Here is a 17,911-nt window from a genome sequence, read left to right as displayed (position 1 = left end):
CGTTTGTGGCGCCCTCCCGGCGGGAAGGCAGGCAACGAGTGTGCGTGCGTTACAGCGGCGTGTATTTGATCGCGCTCAGAAGAAGTGCTGCCAGTCCGCGAGCCAGGCCGGGAACTCCTCAACCGGCATCGGCTTGGCGATGTAGTAGCCCTGCGCGTAGGTACAGCCCAGTCCCTGCAGGAAGTCCCAGTCCTGTTTGGTCTCGACGCCGACCGCCACCGAGCGGCGATCCAGGCTGCGGGCCAGGCCCAGACAGGAACGCAGCACGGTGCCAATGGCGGCGCGCTTGGAAGCGCCATCGACAAAACTGCGGTCGATCTTGAGCTCGGAGAATGGAATACGCGCCAGCAGCTGCAGATTGCTGCGCGCCGTGCCGTAGTCGTCGATCGCCAGACCAAAGCCTTTCATGCGCAGGCGTAGCAGGCGTTCGAGGAAGTGCGGGTCGGTGGTCAGCACCGCCGATTCCGTCATCTCGAAGGTAATGTAGTCCGCCATGATGCGGTGCCGCTCCAGACAGGCCGCGACCTGCTCCATGAACTGCGGATGCGCCAGCGTGGTCTGGTCAACGTTGATGGAGAACGAAATCGGTATGCCCTGGTCGTGCAGTGCGCGGCAGGCCGCTGCCGACTTCTCGATCATGGTCCAGTCGAGAAAATCGACACGCCGTGCTTCTTCCAGTGCTGGCATGAACGACGCCGGCCCGAGCACCCCATACAGCGGATGCCGCCAGCGCGCAAACATCTCCAGGCCCTTGACCTGCCCTGTCTCCAGTTCGATTTTGGGCTGGAAGAAGGGATCGAATTCGCGCGACTGCAAACCCTGTCCGACTTCGGCAAACGACAGGGCCGGCGCCCTGCCGCCCGCGCCGTGCGGCTGCGCCGGTTGAAGATAATTGCCGATGAACGCTTCAAGACGGCTGCCGATGACCGGCTTGCCGATCGCGCCCAGCACGTTGACGCCGTAGGCCAGCGCCATGGTCTCCACCGAGAACAGCACCGCATTGGTCTGCGCGCCGACGATGATGATGCCAGCCTTGCAGCGCGCTTCGCCCAGGCGGCGTATCAGCTCCAGTGCATCCATGCCCGGCAGGGCCAGGTCGATGATGGCGATGTCCACCACCGGCGTGATACCGGCGCTGAAGTGGCGCAGCGCCGTGTGGCCGTCAGGCGCCTGCGTGATCCGTCCGACGCCAAGATGAACCAGGATATCAGCCAGTGCGTGCCGTTGAACCTGATCCCCTTCGGCTACCAGAAAGTGCAACTGCGCGATATCCATGACGGCTCCCGTGTGTGCTTACGTCTGATTCTGCCTTACTTGCTCGAAAAAGCATACTGCCGCACAGGCAGCGACGTTCAGCGATTCCACCTGGCCCAGGTGCGGAATTACGACCTGGTGAGTGGCCATCGACAGCAGATCGTCCGCCACCCCCTGCCCTTCGTGGCCAAACAGCCACGCCACCGGCTGGCGCAGATCCACGTCGTACAGGCGCTGCGTCGCATAGCCGCTGGTCGCCAGCGTCGGCACCTTGGCCGCGCGCACCAGCCCCGCGAGATCGACGTTTTCAAAAATATCCAGCACGAAGTGCGCGCCCATGGCCGCACGCAGCACTTTCGGCGACCAGCAGAACGCCGTCCCGGCGCTGCAATACACCTGCTTGATGCCCGCCGCCGCCGCGCTGCGCAGGATGGAGCCGACATTGCCGGGGTCCTGCACGCCGTCCAGCAGCACGGCCGATACGCTCACCGGCGCGGTCACCGCGCGTTCCGGCGTCTGGATCAGGAACATCACGCCGACGCCATGTTCAACCTGGCTGACGCCGTTGTACAGCGCATCCGGCAGCGCCAGCACGTGCGCGCGCTGCGACTCCAGCTGACCGACAATCTCCATCACTTCGGGATTGTGCAGCGCGCTTTCGCTGACCACACACTGCTCCGGCACGCCGCGCAGCTGCAAGAACGCCTGGCACAGGTGCACTCCGTCCAGCAGCGTGCGGCCAGCCTTGCGGCGCGCCTGCTGGCTGCCGGCCAGCTTGGCCAGTTCCTTGTATTGCGCGTTGTCGCGCGAGGTAATCGTCTTCACAGGCGCACCTCCAGCAAGGCGCGCACCGGCGCGAACGAGCGGCGGTGCACCGGCGAAGGCCCATGCTCGCGCAGGCGCGCCAGATGCAGCGCCGTGCCGTAGCCCTTGTGCTGGTCGAAGCAGTACTGCGGATATTGGGCATGCAGCGCCACCAGTGCGGCGTCGCGTGCGGTCTTGGCCAGGATCGAGGCCGCCGAAATAGCTTCCACTTTATCGTCGCCGCCAACGATGGCGATGCTCTGGATCTTCATGACCGGGCAGCGGTTGCCATCGATAAGGGCCAGCGTGGGCACGGTCTTCAGCGCTTCGACCGCGCGGCGCATGGCCAGCATCGACGCCTGCAGAATGTTGTGCTGGTCGATTTCCTCTTCCGATGCCTCGGCAATGGCCCATGCCAGTGCATGCGCCTTGATCAGCGGCGCCAGCATGTCGCGCTTGGCTTCGTTGAGCTTCTTGGAGTCGCGCAGGCCATCGATAGGCCGCAGCGGGTCGAGGATAACGGCGGCCGCAAACACGGGGCCGGCCAGCGGCCCGCGCCCTGCCTCGTCCACGCCGCAGATGATTTCATCGGGCGATTCAGGCAGGTCATCGAACAGACCGGGATGTTGATTCTTCACTTTGCTCTTTCTATCACTTGCAGCACGGCGGCTGCACTTTCCTTCGCACTGTCGCGCAGCAGGCTGTGGTGCATATCGGTGAACCGCTGCACCAGGCGCTGGCGATGCGGCGCATCGTCAAGCTGCTTCCACATGGCTTCCGCCAGCGCTTCCGCATTGGCCGCATGCTGCAGCAGCTCCGGCACCAGGAATTCGCGCGCCAGGATGTTCGGCAAGCCGATCCAGGGCTGATAGCCGAAATGGCGCAGGATCTGCCACTCCAGTTCCATCATCTTATACGCAATCACCATCGGCTTCTTGAACAGCGCCACTTCCAGCGACGCCGTGCCGGATGCCACCAGCACCGCCTCCGCGGCCGCAATCGCCGTGTGCGACTGGCCGTCCAGCAGCTGGATCTCGACATCCTGCAAGCCCGCCTGCGCCACCAGCTCCTGGAAATAGGCTTTCTGCCTGTCGCCCGCCATCGGCGCGACGAAGCGCAAGCTGCGGTCGCGTTGCAGCAGCAGCCTGGCCGCCTGCACAAACGCCACGGTGTTGTACTTCAGTTCAGACATGCGGCTGCCCGGCATGATGGCCACCACATTGGCGTCCTCCGCCAGACCCAGTGCGCGGCGCGCGGCGCCGGCATCCGGCGCCATCGGAATCAGCTCGGCCAGCGGATGGCCGACATAGCTGACCGGTACGCCGGCCTGCTGGTAGATCGCTTCTTCAAACGGAAACACCACCAGCATGTGCGACACTGCGCGCTGGATTTTCTTGATGCGTCCACCACGCCAGGCCCAGATCTGCGGGCCGATGTAGTGCATGGTCGGGATGCCAGCGGCTTTCAGCTGCTCTTCCAGTCCCAGGTTGAAACCGGGATAGTCGGCGCCGATAAATACCGCCGGCCGTTCGGCCAGCAGGCGGTCGCGCAACTGGTTCTGAACGCCTTTGAGTTCGCGGTAACGCATCAGCACAGGCAGCAGGCCACGCACCGTCAGCTTGTCCATCGGCCAATGCGATTCGAAGCCCTGCGCCATCATGTTAGGGCCGCCGATACCGTGGAAGTAGGCATCCGGCAGGTGCGGGCGCAGGCCGGAAAGCAAACGAGCCGCCAGCACATCGCCGGACGGCTCGCCTGCCACCAACGCCAGGGACAACCCGCGCCCGTCGACAGGCAAGCGGGCGCCCGGCGCCATATTATCGGACGATGCCACGGGTCGCCGTATCGAGGAACTCGCGCATGGCGCGCATATGCAGCGCCACATCGGCCGGCACGGCCGCTTCTTCCGCGATCAGCGCCGCCTTGGCCTCCTCCAGCGTCAGGCCGGAGCGGTAGATGGTCTTGTAGGCCGAACGGATGCCGTTGATCTGCTCGCGCGTAAAGCCGCGGCGTTTAAGACCCTCGATGTTCACGCCATGCGCCGCCGCCGGGTTACCGTTCAACAGCACGAACGGCGGCACATCCTGCGTCAGCGACGTGCTCATGCCGACAAACGCGTGCGCGCCGATCTTGCAGAACTGGTGCACATTGGCGAAGCCACTCATGATGACGTAGTCGCCGATCTCGACGTGGCCGGCGATCTGCGCATTGTTCGAGAAGATCGTATTGCTGCCAACCTGGCAGTCATGCGCCAGGTGGACATACGCCGAAATCCAGTTGTCGTTGCCGAGCGAGGTCACGCCCTTGTCCTGCACCGTACCGGTATTGAAGGTGCAGAACTCGCGGATGGTGTTGCGGTCGCCGATGGTCAGGCGGGTCGGCTCGCCGTTCCATTTCTTGTCCTGCGGCGCAGCGCCGATGGACGAAAACTGGAAGAACTTGTTGTCGCTGCCGATGGTGGTGTGGCCTTCGATGACCACGTGCGGACCGACCACCGTACCGGAACCGATCACCACATTCGGACCAATCACCGAATATGGGCCGATCTCAACGCTTTCGTGCAGCTCCGCTTTGCTGTCAACGATTGCTGTTGCGTGTATCTTACCCATGGTTACTGGCCTGCGGCTGGCTGCGATGCGTCCGAAGCGCTGCGAATGGTGCACATCAGTTCAGCTTCAACCGCCACCTGGCCGTCTACCGAACCCACTGCCTTGTACTTCCAGATGCCACGTGCATTGCGCAGGATCTCGACGTCCATTTTCAGCTGGTCGCCAGGACCTACCGGACGCTTGAAGCGCGCGCCGTCGATGCCGACGAAGTACACCACCGAATTCTCATCAGGCTTGATGCCCATGGTCTTGAACGACAGCAGCGCTGCGGTCTGCGCCATCGCCTCGATCATCAGCACGCCAGGCATGACTGGCTTGTGCGGGAAGTGGCCATTGAAGAATTCTTCATTGACGGTCACGTTCTTGATGGCGGTGATGGTCTTGCCCTCTTCGTACGAGATCACGCGGTCCACCAGCAGCAGCGGGTAGCGGTGCGGCAGGTAGGACTTGATCTCGCAGATGTCCATGGTCTTGTTTTCAGTAGTGGTCATGATTCGTCTTCTGTTTTGGTCTTAATGATTTTTTCAAGCGCGCGGATTTTATCGCGCATGGCCGACAAATTGCGGACGATGACAGCCGACTTCTCCCAGTCGGCGTTTTTCGCCAGCGGGTAGAAGCCGGTGTACTGGCCCGGCTCGAGAATCGAACGCGACACCATGCTGCCCGAACCCACATGCACCTTGTCGACAATGGTCAGATGGCCCAGCACCATGGCCGCGCCGCCAAAGGTGCAGTATTTGCCGATCTTCGCGCTGCCCGCCACGCCAACGCAGCCGGCCATTGCCGTGTGTGCGCCGATATGGCAGTTGTGGCCAATCTGGATCTGGTTATCCAGCTTGACGCCATCTTCAATAATCGTATCCGCCAGCGCGCCGCGGTCGATGGTGGTGTTGGCGCCGATATCGACGTCGTCACCGATCATCACCCGGCCGGTCTGCGGAATCTTGATGTAGACGCCGCCCTCGTTGGCAAAGCCAAAGCCGTCGGTGCCGATCACCGCGCCCGAGTGGATGATGCCGCGCTTGCCGATCTGGCAGCGCGCATGGAAGGTCACGTTGGCAAACAACTGCGTGCCTTCGCCGACCACCGCTTCGCGGCCGATGTAGCAGCCGGCGCCGATGACGACGCTCTCGCCGATCACGGCGCCCTCTTCCACCACTGCGCGCGCGCCAATGTGCGCGGTCGGCGCCACCTGCGCGCTGTCCGCCACCACGGCGCTGGCATGGATGCCGGGCGCCGGCACGATGGCCGTGAGCGATTCGAAATACTGCGCCGCGCGGGCGAAATACACATACGGATTCGGGACCACGATGCGGGCGCCGTGGTAGCCGGCGGCGATAAAATCGTCGTCCGCGGCCGACACGATCAGTGCGGCCGCCTTGCTCTGCAGCGCCTGCGCGCGCAGCTTGCTGTTGCTGAGAAAGCTGATGTGCGAAACGCCGGCATCAGCCAGCGGCGCGATCCCGGAGACTTCCAGGTTTTCGTCGCCGACCAGCTGTCCGCCCAAGCGTTCGACCAATGCTCCTAGTCGAGTGCCCATCGGGTGATCCTTGTTTTATTTGTCTTTATCCAGCGCCGCCAGCACCTTGTCGGTGATGTCGATACGGTTGCTGGCCCAGACGGCGTCCTGCAGCACAATATCGAAGCCCTCGACACCTGCCAGCTGCTTGATGATTTTGGTGGCTTTTTCCGAAATCGCCTGGCGTTCTTCATTGGTGCGCTGGCTGACATCTTCGCGGAACTCGCGCTGACGGCGCTGGTATTCCTTGTCCAGCTCAAACACGTCGCGCTGGCGTTTGACGCGGTCGGCTTCGCTCAGCGCCGGCGCATCCTTGTCCAGCTTTTCCGACGCCGTCTTCAGGCGGCCGGCCATATCGGCCATGGCTTTTTCGCGGTTCTTGAACTCTTCCTTGAGCTTTTCTTCCGCCAGCTTGGCCAGCTTCGACTCATTGTAGATGCGCTCAGGGCTGATCCATGCAATGCGCGAGGCCGAAGTCTGCGCCTGCACCGGCGCCAATGCACACCAGCCCAATGCAAGCCCGGCAAGATATTTGGTCATGGTAGCGGATGCAGTCTTCAACTTATTTCTCCGAGGTAAAAATTAATGCCATCAAACATTAGAAGCCAGAGCCCATCTGGAACTGGAAGCGTTCCAGGCGGTCGCCCTGCTTGGCGTTCAAAGGCTTAGCATAACTCAACTTGAGCGGACCGACCGGCGAAATCCAGCTGATCCCCAGACCGGTCGAATAACGCAGCTGCGAAGCGCGCATCTTTTCGCCTTCCTGATAAACCTGGCCACCGTCCAGGAAGCCGAACCAGCGCAAGCTGCGGTCCTGGCCCGACCCCGGGAATGGCAGTTGCAGTTCGGCGTTACCGATCAGGCGCGAAGCACCGCCCAGCGCATCGCCGTAACGGTAGTCGACCGCGCCCAGCGAGGAGCTCAGATAGCCGCGCACCGAACCGATACCACCGCCGTAGAAGTTCTTGAACACCGGATAGCTGCTGTTACCCAGGCCGTGACCATAGTCGATCTCGCCTTTGAGTGCCAGCGTGACCTTCTGGTAAATCGGCTTGTACCACTGGTGTTCGTACACCGCGCGGTAGTATTTCTGTGCGCCGACCAGGTCGATCTCGAGGTTGGCGCGCTGGTAGCGGCCGACGGTTGGGGTCAGCGCCGAGTCACGGCTATCGCGCGCCCAGGCGACGGTCAGCGGCACGGCGTTGGTGGAGGCGGTACCGACACCGGTGGTGGTGCCGTTAATCGTGTTCACGTAATCCTGGAAGCGCACTGGCGACGTCTGGTCGGTGGTGATCTTGGAACGTTCCAGACCAATCCCGAAGAACACCGTATCGACTTCCGAGAACGGCACACCGTAGCTGATACGGCCGCCCTGCTGCTTGATGGTGTACGAACCGATGTTCAGCGCCGGCGGCTGCTGCGTCCGCAGATACAGCTCGTAGCCGCGCGAGACGCCGTCGTCAGTGTAGTACGGGTCGGTCTGCGAGAACGAAATCGTGCGCGTGTACTTGGAGGTGTTCAGCTCCAGGCCCACGGTGGTGCCCGAACCGGCAAAGTTGGCCTGCTGGATCGCTGCCTGGAACGAGAACTTCTCCGACTGCGAGAACGCGCCGCCGATCTGGAAGTTACCGGTCGGTTTCTCGGTCACGGTCAGGTTGACGTCGACCTGGTCGGACGTGCCCTGCGCTTCCGGCGTGTCGATGGTGACGTCTTTGAAGTAGCCCAGACGGTCGACGCGGTCGCGCGACAGCTTGATCTTGTTGGCGTCGTACCACGACGATTCGAACTGGCGGAATTCGCGGCGGATCACTTCATCGCGGGTGGTGGTGTTACCGGCGATGTTCATGTGACGCACATATGCGCGCTTGCCCGGATCGATGAAGAAGGTGAACGCCACTTCGCGTTTGTCGCGGTCGATGTCCGGATTGGCGTTGACGTTGGCGAAGGCGTAGCCGAAGGTGCCCAGGCGGTCCGAAATCAGCTTGTTGGTGGCGGTCAGCAGCTCGCCCGAATAGGTGGCGCCGCGCTTCAGCAGCACCAGCTGGCGCAGTTCTTCCTCGCGGCCGAAGGTCTCGCCTTCAAACTTGATGTCCGAGACCTTGTACTTCTCGCCCTCGGTGATGTTGATGGTGATGTAAATGTCCTTCTTGTCGGGCGTGATCGACACCTGGGTCGAATCGATATTCATCTCGATGTAGCCGCGATTCAGATAGAAGGACTTGAGCGACTCGATGTCGCCGGTCAGCTTGGTCTTGGAATACTGGTTGGCCTTGGTGTACCAGCTGAACCAGCCGCCGGTATTCAGCGCCAGGTTTTCCCTCAGCTCTTTATCCGAGAACACCTTGTTGCCGACAATGTTGATCTGCTTGATCTTGGCGACTTCGCCCTCGTCCACCGCAAAGGTGATGTTGACGCGGTTACGCTCGATCGGCGTGACGGTGGTGACGACTTTGACGCCATACAGGCCGTGCGACAGATACTGGCGCTTCAGTTCCTGTTCGGCGCGGTCAACCGAGGCCTTGTCGAAAATCTTGGCTTCGCCGACGCCGATGTCTTTCAGCGCCTTGACCAGCGTGTCTTTTTCAAATTCCTTGGTGCCGGTGAATTCCACCTTGGCGATGGCCGGACGTTCTTCCACCAGCACCACCAGCACCTGGCCGTCCTTTTCCAGCTTCACATCCTTGAAGAAGCCGGTGGCATACAGGGCCTTGATGGCCGCGATGGATTTGTCGTCGTTGAAGGTTTCGCCGACTCGTACCGGCAAGTAGCTGAAGACCGTACCGGCTTCTGTACGCTGGATCCCTTCGACGCGGATATCTTTGATGATGAAAGGATCGATCGCCATGGCGCTACCGCTGCACAGTGCCAGGACAGCGGCGCCGATCAGGCTACGGCGCAAGGAAGTTGAAGTAATACGGTCAGAATATAATTTCATCGGGTTCAATGGCTCAATCAACGAGAACTACACAGTACAGCTACAGCAGCCGGGCGACGTCGTTAAACACCGCCAGCAGCATCAGCGTGAGTAACAAACCCATGCCCAGACGCTGCGCAATGTCGCCGACGCGTTCCGGCACAGAACGCCCAGTTAAAACTTCCAGCGAATAATACAGCAAATGCCCCCCGTCTAGAACGGGAATTGGCAGCAAATTCATTACCCCCAGACTAATACTGATGAACGCAATAAAGCTCAAATAGCTTGCTACGCCCATGCGTGCGGTCTGGCCGGCGTAATCGGCAATGGTGATCGGGCCGGTGACGTTCTTCAGCGAAGCTTCGCCGGTGATCATTTTGCCGATCATCTTCAGCGTCATCGTACATGTGTCCCAGACGCGAACCACGCCTTTGCCGACCGCCTCCAGTGGCGCCGAGGGCACGGTGATCATATCCGGGCGGCTGGCGATTTCCGCGCCGATCTTACCGACTGTTACAGTTCCTTTGCTGGTCTTTGCCTGTTCCGGCTTCGGCAGCACACTGACCGTCACCTGCTGGCCGGCGCGCTGCAGCAGCACTTGCACGGCTTTGCCGGGCGCCGCCTGGATGGCGGTGATAAAAGCGCGGCCATCGGCCACCGGTTGCTCGTCGGCCGCCAGCAGCAGGTCGCCTTCGCGCAGACCCGCGAGTTCGGCCGGACTGCCGGGCATCACGCGCAGCACCACCGGCGCTGGCAGTGCAACGCCCACCCCCAGCTGGGACGGCACATCGCCTTCCAGATCCAGGCCGGCCAGCGCGGACGCCGGCAGCGTGGCCGCGACACGGCCCTGCCCTGCGCGATCCACGGCCAGGCGCAGATCATGTTTGTCGATAGCGGATTGAATGAACTGCCAGCGCAGTTCGGACCAGCCATGCACTGGCTGGCCATTGGCAGCGGTGACCACGTCGCCGCTATGCAGTCCTGCCTGCGCCGCTGCGGTTCCCGCCTCCACGCTGATTTTGCTGCTGGGTTCTTCGACGCCGTACATATACAGGCCGGTGAACAGCACAATCGCGATCAGGAAATTGGCCAGCGGGCCGGCCGCCACAATGGCGATGCGCTTCCAGACATTCTGGCGCGTGAACTCGCGCTGCATCTCTGCTTCGGACAAGCCAGTCAGCTCGCCTTCGCGCGCATCCAGCATCTTGACGTAGCCGCCCAGCGGCAATGCGGAAATGGCCCACTCGGTCTGGTCGGGGCCGAAACGGCGCGACCAGACCACCTTGCCCATGCCGACCGAGAAGCGCAGCACTTTCACGCCGCACCAGCGCGCCACCAGATAGTGTCCCAGCTCATGGAAGATAATCAGGGAGCCCAGGCAGACGGCAAATGCCAGCAGGGTTTGCAGGAAGTTCATTTGGCCAGTCCGGCGACGCAGACTTCAGCAGCGGCGCGCGCGGCAGCGTCCTGCGCCATCACCGCCTCGATGCTGTGGGCGTCGCCATGCGGCAGCGTGTCCACCACGTGGGCGATCACGCGGTCGATCTGGCGGAAGCCGATTTTCAAATCAAGGAAGGCTTGCACCGCCACCTCGTTGGCCGCGTTCAGCAAGGCTGGCGCCGTGCCGCCGGCGCGCAGCGCGTCAAACGCCAGCTGCAGGCACGGGAAGCGTTCAAAATCCGGCTGGTGGAAATGCAGGCCGGCCATCTGGGTCAGGTCCAGCTGGGCGACGCCGGAGGCGATGCGCTCCGGGTAGGCCAGCGCGTGGGCGATCGGCGTGCGCATGTCGGGGTTGCCCAGCTGCGCCAGTACCGAACCGTCGGTGTACGACACCATCGAATGGATCACCGACTGCGGATGGATCACCACTTCGATGCGGTCAGCCGGGGCGCCAAACAGCCAGTGCGCCTCGATCACTTCCAGGCCCTTGTTCATCATGGTGGCCGAGTCCACCGAAATCTTGCGGCCCATCGACCAGTTAGGATGCTTGCACGCCTGCTCCGGCGTTACTGCGTCCAGCGTGGCGACGTCGCGCGTCAGGAACGGGCCGCCCGATGCGGTCAGCAGTATCTTGGCGATACCGGCCGAGGCGTCGCGCACGGCCGGCATCTTGCCGCCGAACTGCGGCATGCTCTGGAAGATGGCATTGTGTTCGCTGTCGATCGGCAGCAGCACGGCGCCGGAGGCGTGAACCGCGTCCATGAACAGCTGGCCGGACATGACCAGCGCTTCCTTGTTGGCCAGCAGGACCTTCTTGCCGGCGCGCGCTGCGGCCAGGGTTGGCGCCAGGCCGGCGGCGCCGACGATGGCCGCCATCACGCTATCGGTTTCCGCCGCGCTGGCGATGCTGCACAGCGCCTGCTCGCCCCACTCCACTTCCGTCTTGACGCCGGCCGCGCGCAGCAGCGCTGCCAGGCGGTCGGCTGCCGCCGCCGTGCCGACCACGGCGCGCGCGGGACGGAACTGCACGCATTGCGCGGCCAGTTCGTCCACGCGGCTGTGCGCCGACAGGGCATACACGGAATAGCGTCCGGGATGGCGCGCCACCACGTCCAGCGTGGATACGCCGATCGAACCAGTGGCGCCTAATACGGTGATACGTTGCATGATTAAACTACTTTCAGAGCCAGGACGTGACCAGCGCGGCCATCGGCAGCACGGGGATCAACGCGTCCACACGGTCAAGCACTCCGCCGTGGCCAGGCAGCAGGTTGCTGCTGTCCTTGATGCCGGCGCGGCGCTTGAGTTGGGATTCAAACAGGTCGCCGATCACCGAGAACATCACGATCACCGCCAGGATCAGCAGCGTCAGGCCCCAGCCGAAGCGCGCATGCAGCTTGTAGGCGAAGGTGTCCTGCAGCCATGGTGCGGCGCCATCGGCCAGCACCACCGACAGCGCGGCCAGTGCCAGCACGGCAATCGCGCCGCCGATTGCGCCCTCCCAGGACTTGCCCGGCGAGATCGACGGCGCCAGCTTGCGCTTGCCGAAGGCCTTGCCCGAGAAGTAGGCGCCAATATCGGCGATCCACACCAGCACCATCACCGACAGCAGGTACAGCGGCGAATGCAGGTACAGGCCGACGATCGCAAAGAAAGCGGCAAACAGCGCAAACGTAAACGTGATCGCCAGCGACCAGTTGGCGGCGCCGCCGAGTGGCGGCAGGCCCATGCCCAGCGTCGGCGCATAGCGGATGATCCACAGCAGCGCCGCCACGCCAAACAGCGCGTTGACCGCGCCCGGCTTGGCCGAATACATCAGCGCGACAAACAGCATACCGCCGACGAAGCCGGCCACACGGGCCTTGCTCTCGCTGAGGCCAAACAGGCGCGCGCCCTCCCACACGGCGGCGCCGACAAACAGCGTCACCACCAGCGCAAAGGCAGGGAAATAGTTGAAGAACAGGACCGGCAGCAGCACCGCCAGCAAGACCACAGCGGTAATAATCCTCGTTTTCAGCATCAGCTTGTCTTTTCAGCCAGTTGCGCACCGGTGCGGCCAAAACGCCGTTCGCGGTGCTGGTAGGAGGCGATCGCCTCGTCGAGACACCCGGCGGAAAAGTCCGGCCAGTAGGTGTCGGTGAAGAACAGCTCGGTGTAAGCGAGCTGCCACAGCAGGAAATTGGAGATGCGCTGCTCACCGCCGGTGCGGATGAACAGGTCGGGCTCGGGCGCATAGGCCATGGCCAGGTGCGGCGCCAGCTGCTCTTCGGAGAAATCGCTCACGCCAGGATGGGCTTTGACCATCTGGCCGACGGCCTGCATCACGTCCCAGCGGCCGCCGTAGTTGAAGCACACGGTCAGCGTCATGCGGGTGTTGGCGGCGGTCTTGCGCTCGGCGGCGGCGATCATGCTTTGCAGCTTGTCGTCGGCGCGGCTGAGGTCGCCCACCACGCGCAGGCGGATGTTGTTGGCGTGCAGCTTGGAGACTTCGCGTTCCAGCGCCGTCACGAACAGGCGCATCAGCAGCGACACTTCTTCTTCCGGGCGACGCCAGTTTTCCGAGCTGAAGGCAAACAGGGTCAGGTACTCGACGCCGCGGCGGGCGCAGGATTCAACCACGGTACGCACGGCTTCCACGCCTTTGACGTGTCCCGCCACGCGCGGCAGAAAGCGCTTGGTGGCCCAGCGGCCGTTACCGTCCATGATGATGGCCACATGGCGTGGCACGGCAGGCGCGTCTGGTACCTCGGTAGTCGAACTCGTATATTTCATGAAAACTTTGGTGCCAAAGTATAAAGTATTGCAGGTGTAGCTTAAAAAGACAAGACGCCAGTCAACCGGACCCGGCAACCGGCCCTTGCGGACCGGGTGCTGAGTCAGCTGCTGGCGCCGACGGGATTAAACCGTCAGGATCTCTTTTTCCTTCTCGCCCACCATCTTGTCGATGTCGACAATGAACTTGTCGGTCAGCTTCTGCACTTCATCGGTGCCACGACGCTCGTCGTCTTCCGAGATGGCTTTATCCTTGACCAGCTTTTTCAGGCCTTCATTGGCATCGCGGCGGATGTTGCGCACGGCAACTTTGGCATCTTCCGCTTCGCCCTTGGCCAGCTTGACCATTTCCTTGCGGCGCTCCTCGGTCAGGGCCGGGGTCGGTACGCGGATCACGTCGCCCTGGGCGGCCGGGTTCAGGCCCAGGTCGGCGTCGCGGATGGCTTTCTCGATGGCGGCCGCCATCTTTTTCTCGAATGGCTGCACACCGATGGTACGCGCATCGACCAGGGTCAGGTTGGCCACCTGGTTGATCGGGGTCGGGTTACCGTAGTAATCCACCATCACGTGATCGAGGATGCCGGTGTGGGCGCGGCCGGTACGGACTTTGGCCAGGTCACCACGCAGGGTTTCCAGCGATTTGGTCATGCGGTCTTGGGCACTCTTTTTAACGTCAGCTACGGACATTGCTGCTCTCCTGTTATTTCTAGATTAAACGTGAACCAGTGTACCTTCATCCTCGCCCATGATGACGCGCATCAGCGCGCCCGGCTTGGTGATGGAGAACACCTTGATCGGCAGTTTCTGGTCGCGGCACAGCGCAAACGCGGTGGCGTCCATGACTTGCAGGTGCTTGGCGATCGCTTCGTCGAAAGTGATCGAGCGATACAGCGTGGCGTTCGGGTCTTTCTTTGGATCGGCAGTGTACACGCCATCCACCTTGGTGGCTTTCAGCACGATCTCCGCACTCACTTCCGAACCGCGCAACGAGGCAGCGGTATCGGTGGTGAAGAACGGGTTACCGGTGCCGGCCGCAAACACCACGACCTTGCCTTCTTCCAGGTACTGCAGCGCTTTCGGGCGCACATATGGCTCGACCACCTGCTCGATGCCGATGGCGGACATCACACGCGCGGTGATGCCGACATGGCGCATGGCGTCGGCCAGGGCCAGCGCGTTCATCACGGTGGCCAGCATACCCATGTAGTCGGCGGTGGCGCGGTCCATGCCCTGCGCACCGGGCGCGACGCCACGGAAGATATTGCCGCCGCCAATGACGATCGCCAGTTCCACGCCCAGTTTCGCGACTTCGGCCACATCGGCCACCATCCGTTCGATCGTGCCGCGGTTGATGCCGTAAGGATCATCCCCCATCAGGGCTTCGCCGGATAATTTGAGGAGTACGCGCTTGTAGGCTGGTTTGGACATGAGACGGGGCTCCTATTGATTGGTTGTACGGGGTGAGGCTTGCCGGCGCTTATGATACCTCGCCCAACGCCGGGCACTGCTGCGGGCTTAAAAAAACGGGCCTCTCGGCCCGTTTTCTTGATTACGCTTTGTTAGCGGCCATTTGAGCGGCCACTTCAGCTGCGAAGTCGTCTACTTTCTTCTCGATACCTTCGCCTACCACGTACATGGTGAAGGCTTTGATGGTGGTCGATTTTTCTTTCAGCATCTGTTCGATCGACTGTTTGTCGTTCTTCACGAATGCCTGGTTCAGCAGCGATACTTCTTTCAGGTATTTCTGTACCGAACCTTCCAGACGCTTGGCGACGATGTCGGCAGGCTGGGCTGGTTTGCCGGCGGCGATGGCAGCAGCTGCATCTTCATCGGCTTTCAGTTTTGCTACCGAACGCTCTTTTTCGATCAGTTCTGCAGGTACCTGGTCAGCCGACAGCGACACTGGTTTCATTGCAGCGATGTGCATTGCCACATCTTTACCAACCTGCTCGTCCGCGCCTTCGAACTCGACGATCACGCCGATACGGGTGCCGTGCAGGTACGATGCCAGTTTGCCGGTGGTTTCAAAGCGCTGGAAGCGGCGGATGGTCATGTTCTCGCCGATCTTGCCGATCAGGGCCGAGCGCACTTCATCCAGGGTCTGGCCGTTGCCAGCTGGCAGTGCCAGCAGGGCTTCAACGGTGGCTGGGTTGTGTTCAGCCACCAGCTTGGCGGCGGTGTTCGACAGGGCCAGGAAATCGTCGTTTTTCGCAACGAAGTCGGTTTCCGAGTTCACTTCCACCAGCGCGCCGATGCCGCCAGCGATGTAGGTCGCTACCACGCCTTCAGCGGTGATACGTGCCGACGCTTTCGATGCCTTGCCGCCCAGTTTGACGCGCAGGATCTCTTCCGCACGGGCCAGATCGCCTTCGGCTTCGGTCAGTGCTTTTTTGCATTCCATCATCGGCGCGTCAGTTTTCGCGCGCAGTTCGCCTACCATTGCTGCAGTAATCGCTGCCATGTGTTTCTCCTGTTAATTCGGTAATTCGGAATTCGGTGGGATGGTGAGCGGCGAGTTGATTAACTTCGCTCCAACCATTTACGTTAAAAAAAAGGGGGAGCTGTTGGCCACCCCTTTTTCCTTACAGCTTATCAGGAACGATTAAGCCTGTTCGCTGACTTCGACGTATTCGTCGCCGGCTGCGGTTTTGATCGCCTCGACTACGTCAGCACCAGCAGCTGCACGGCCTTCCAGGATCGCATCTGCAACGCCACGGGCGTACAGCGTGATTGCTTTCGAGGAGTCGTCGTTACCAGGGATAACGTACTGCACGCCTTCTGGCGAGTGGTTGGTATCGACCACGCCGATGACTGGGATGCCCAGTTTAGCGGCTTCGGTGATAGCGCCTTTATGGTAGCCAACGTCAACGACGAAGATTGCGTCAGGAACGCCGCCCATGTCTTTGATGCCGCCGATCGATTTTTGCAGCTTGACGATTTCGCGTTGGAACATCAGCGCTTCTTTTTTCGACAGCTTCTCTACCGAACCGTCTTGCACAGCGGCTTCCATGTCTTTCAGACGCTTGATCGAGGTTTTGATGGTTTTGAAGTTGGTCAGCATGCCGCCCAGCCAACGCTGGTCAACATAAGGAACGCCTGCGCGCTGGGCTTCGGCAGCAATGATATCGCGAGCTTGACGCTTGGTGCCAACCATCAGGATGGTGCCACGGGAAGCGGCGACTTGCTTAACATGCTTCATCGCTTCTTGATACATAGCCATCGTCTTTTCCAGATTGATGATATGGATCTTGTTGCGGTGACCGAAGATGAACGGCGCCATCTTTGGGTTCCAGAAACGGGTTTGGTGGCCGAAGTGGATACCGGCTTCCAGCATTTCGCGCATAGTTACGGACATAATTTTGCTCCAGGGTTAGATCTGGAATCCGACCAGTCACCTTAGCGATTGCCAGGCACCCTTGTCGATCGGATTCGCGTGTTTAAATTAACGAAAATTACAACATTGCTTAAACCAAATTCAAGCAACCCGAGATTCTACCTCATAAACAGGCACTTAATCAAGCATCGCCCTCTATAGGACGTCCGCCCTATCGTGGTGCAAGCGTCACATTATCGCCACGTCCGGCTGCACCAAAATACCTCATAGAACAAATAAATTCCTCCCGGAACGTTCATAGCTGCCAGAAATGTAATATCATTGAAGATATCTTAGTTTCTTTTTACCAACCTCGCCGCGCCCAACCCCTGCGATAGCGTTCAGCCTGAGAGAACAATCATGCCCTTACTGCTAGCTGTCACACTGGCCGCCGCCATTCAGCCCAACTGCTCCTGGGATAATCCCGGCCACAATCCCTACACCGGCGGCAATGCCGCCGCCATCGAGCGCTACACCGACATTCCAGCCTCCGTGCGCAGTACGCTCAAGCGCCGCATGGAAGAAAGCCAGTCGGACGACACGGTCAATATCACGCGCAGCCAGATCACCGGCAAGTACCAGTACAACCCAGCCATTCGCGACATGCACTTTGGCAAGGCCTCGGTGTGCAGCACCGTCACCCGCGACAAATGGGCAGAAACCCGCAATGAGCCGGGCGCCGTGTATTGCGTCGGCGAATACTGCATCCTGGTGCCGCGCATCTGCGGCAACGTCAGCCGTATTACGCGCAACGACGCTGCGGCGGCCGCCAACAAAAAGCCGGTCACGTCCGCAGACAAGGGCAAGGCAGAACAAGGCATACCGGTCGAACTCGCTGATCTTGGACTGCTTGACGCGCCAGGACACGAGGACATTGCCCTGGACGAGCCAGAAGAAATGCAGCGCCATGCCGCCCAAAAGCGCGCCCTGGATGCGCTGCACGACATCCTGACCGAGGAAGAACTTGCCGACGCCGCAGATGCCAGCCGTTATGGCGCATTTGGCCGCCACGGCGCGTTTGGCGAGGATGACGACCCATTCCTTGGCCCAATCACTGCCGTGCCGGAAGCTGACACCTGGGCCATGCTGCTGGCAGGTCTGGGCCTACTCGGCTGGCAAGCCCGCCGCCGCGCCCGCAAGGCCGCGGCCACCACCCGCAAATAAGCAGCCTGCGCGACCACCTCGCCGTCGTTTATAATTTCGACATATTGCACGCCACGCGCTGC

At 61.4% G+C, this 17,911-nt stretch carries 18 protein-coding genes; 1 reads left to right on the top strand and 17 read right to left on the bottom strand.

Going from position 1 to position 17,911, the window contains the following annotated elements; translation table 11 throughout:
- Positions 1-75 precede the first annotated feature (75 nt).
- The 17 genes from GTP58_RS06250 to rpsB all read right to left on the bottom strand — a co-directional run bounded on the left by GTP58_RS06250 (position 76) and on the right by rpsB (position 16,667).
- Complete coding sequence (locus tag GTP58_RS06250; protein WP_161076681.1) at positions 76-1,275, bottom strand: EAL domain-containing protein; 1,200 nt, start codon at positions 1,273-1,275, stop codon at positions 76-78.
- An 18-nt stretch (positions 1,276-1,293) separates the two neighbouring features.
- Positions 1,294-2,079, bottom strand: coding sequence for an RNA methyltransferase (locus GTP58_RS06245; protein ID WP_161076680.1), 786 nt, complete (start codon positions 2,077-2,079; stop codon positions 1,294-1,296).
- Positions 2,076-2,696, bottom strand: a complete 621-nt coding sequence (rnhB, locus tag GTP58_RS06240; protein WP_072784465.1) for a ribonuclease HII — start codon at positions 2,694-2,696, stop codon at positions 2,076-2,078. The genes GTP58_RS06245 and rnhB overlap by 4 nt, the downstream gene beginning before the upstream one ends.
- Entirely contained in the window at positions 2,693-3,874 is a 1,182-nt protein-coding gene (gene lpxB / locus GTP58_RS06235; RefSeq protein WP_072784464.1) for a lipid-A-disaccharide synthase, read from the bottom strand. Before lpxB ends, rnhB begins: the two co-directional genes overlap by 4 nt.
- Position 3,875: 1 nt before the next feature.
- A complete protein-coding gene (gene lpxA, locus GTP58_RS06230) occupies positions 3,876-4,667 on the bottom strand; it encodes an acyl-ACP--UDP-N-acetylglucosamine O-acyltransferase (RefSeq protein ID WP_161076679.1) in 792 nt (263 codons plus the stop codon).
- Positions 4,668-4,669: 2 nt separating this feature from the next.
- Positions 4,670-5,158, bottom strand: a complete 489-nt coding sequence (gene fabZ / locus GTP58_RS06225; RefSeq protein ID WP_072784462.1) for a 3-hydroxyacyl-ACP dehydratase FabZ — start codon at positions 5,156-5,158, stop codon at positions 4,670-4,672.
- Entirely contained in the window at positions 5,155-6,207 is a 1,053-nt protein-coding gene (gene lpxD, locus GTP58_RS06220; RefSeq protein WP_161076678.1) for a UDP-3-O-(3-hydroxymyristoyl)glucosamine N-acyltransferase, read from the bottom strand. Before lpxD ends, fabZ begins: the two co-directional genes overlap by 4 nt.
- Positions 6,208-6,222: 15 nt before the next feature.
- Positions 6,223-6,726 (bottom strand): OmpH family outer membrane protein, encoded by a 504-nt coding sequence (locus tag GTP58_RS06215; RefSeq protein WP_161076677.1) that lies wholly within the window; start codon positions 6,724-6,726, stop codon positions 6,223-6,225.
- A 58-nt stretch (positions 6,727-6,784) separates the two neighbouring features.
- Positions 6,785-9,121 (bottom strand): outer membrane protein assembly factor BamA, encoded by a 2,337-nt coding sequence (gene bamA, locus GTP58_RS06210; RefSeq protein WP_161076676.1) that lies wholly within the window; start codon positions 9,119-9,121, stop codon positions 6,785-6,787.
- 40 nt (positions 9,122-9,161) lie between these two features.
- A complete protein-coding gene (rseP, locus tag GTP58_RS06205) occupies positions 9,162-10,517 on the bottom strand; it encodes an RIP metalloprotease RseP (RefSeq protein ID WP_161076675.1) in 1,356 nt (451 codons plus the stop codon).
- Entirely contained in the window at positions 10,514-11,707 is a 1,194-nt protein-coding gene (gene ispC, locus GTP58_RS06200; RefSeq protein WP_161076674.1) for a 1-deoxy-D-xylulose-5-phosphate reductoisomerase, read from the bottom strand. The genes rseP and ispC overlap by 4 nt, the downstream gene beginning before the upstream one ends.
- 13 nt (positions 11,708-11,720) lie before the next feature.
- Positions 11,721-12,560: a phosphatidate cytidylyltransferase gene (locus tag GTP58_RS06195; protein WP_161076673.1), complete on the bottom strand. Its 840-nt coding sequence runs from the start codon at positions 12,558-12,560 to the stop codon at positions 11,721-11,723.
- Positions 12,560-13,312, bottom strand: a complete 753-nt coding sequence (uppS, locus tag GTP58_RS06190) for a polyprenyl diphosphate synthase (protein ID WP_072784452.1) — start codon at positions 13,310-13,312, stop codon at positions 12,560-12,562. Before uppS ends, GTP58_RS06195 begins: the two co-directional genes overlap by 1 nt.
- Positions 13,313-13,438: 126 nt before the next feature.
- Positions 13,439-13,999, bottom strand: a complete 561-nt coding sequence (frr, locus tag GTP58_RS06185; protein ID WP_072784451.1) for a ribosome recycling factor — start codon at positions 13,997-13,999, stop codon at positions 13,439-13,441.
- A 24-nt stretch (positions 14,000-14,023) separates the two neighbouring features.
- Entirely contained in the window at positions 14,024-14,740 is a 717-nt protein-coding gene (gene pyrH / locus GTP58_RS06180) for a UMP kinase (RefSeq protein WP_072784450.1), read from the bottom strand.
- Between the two features lie 121 nt (positions 14,741-14,861).
- Positions 14,862-15,773, bottom strand: coding sequence for a translation elongation factor Ts (tsf, locus tag GTP58_RS06175; protein ID WP_161076672.1), 912 nt, complete (start codon positions 15,771-15,773; stop codon positions 14,862-14,864).
- 141 nt (positions 15,774-15,914) lie between these two features.
- Positions 15,915-16,667, bottom strand: a complete 753-nt coding sequence (rpsB, locus tag GTP58_RS06170) for a 30S ribosomal protein S2 (protein WP_072784448.1) — start codon at positions 16,665-16,667, stop codon at positions 15,915-15,917.
- Between the two features lie 378 nt (positions 16,668-17,045).
- Between rpsB and GTP58_RS06165 the strand changes: the two genes are divergently transcribed.
- On the top strand, positions 17,046-17,849 hold the full coding sequence (locus GTP58_RS06165; protein WP_161076671.1) for an MHFG family PEP-CTERM protein: 804 nt from the start codon (positions 17,046-17,048) through the stop codon (positions 17,847-17,849).
- The last annotated feature ends 62 nt before the right edge of the window (positions 17,850-17,911 follow it).

Origin of the sequence: Duganella sp. CY15W (genome assembly GCF_009857555.1) — a bacterium.
Classification (GTDB): Bacteria; Pseudomonadota; Gammaproteobacteria; order Burkholderiales; family Burkholderiaceae_D; genus Rugamonas; species Rugamonas sacchari.
This window is presented reverse-complemented; position numbering and strand designations above follow the sequence as displayed.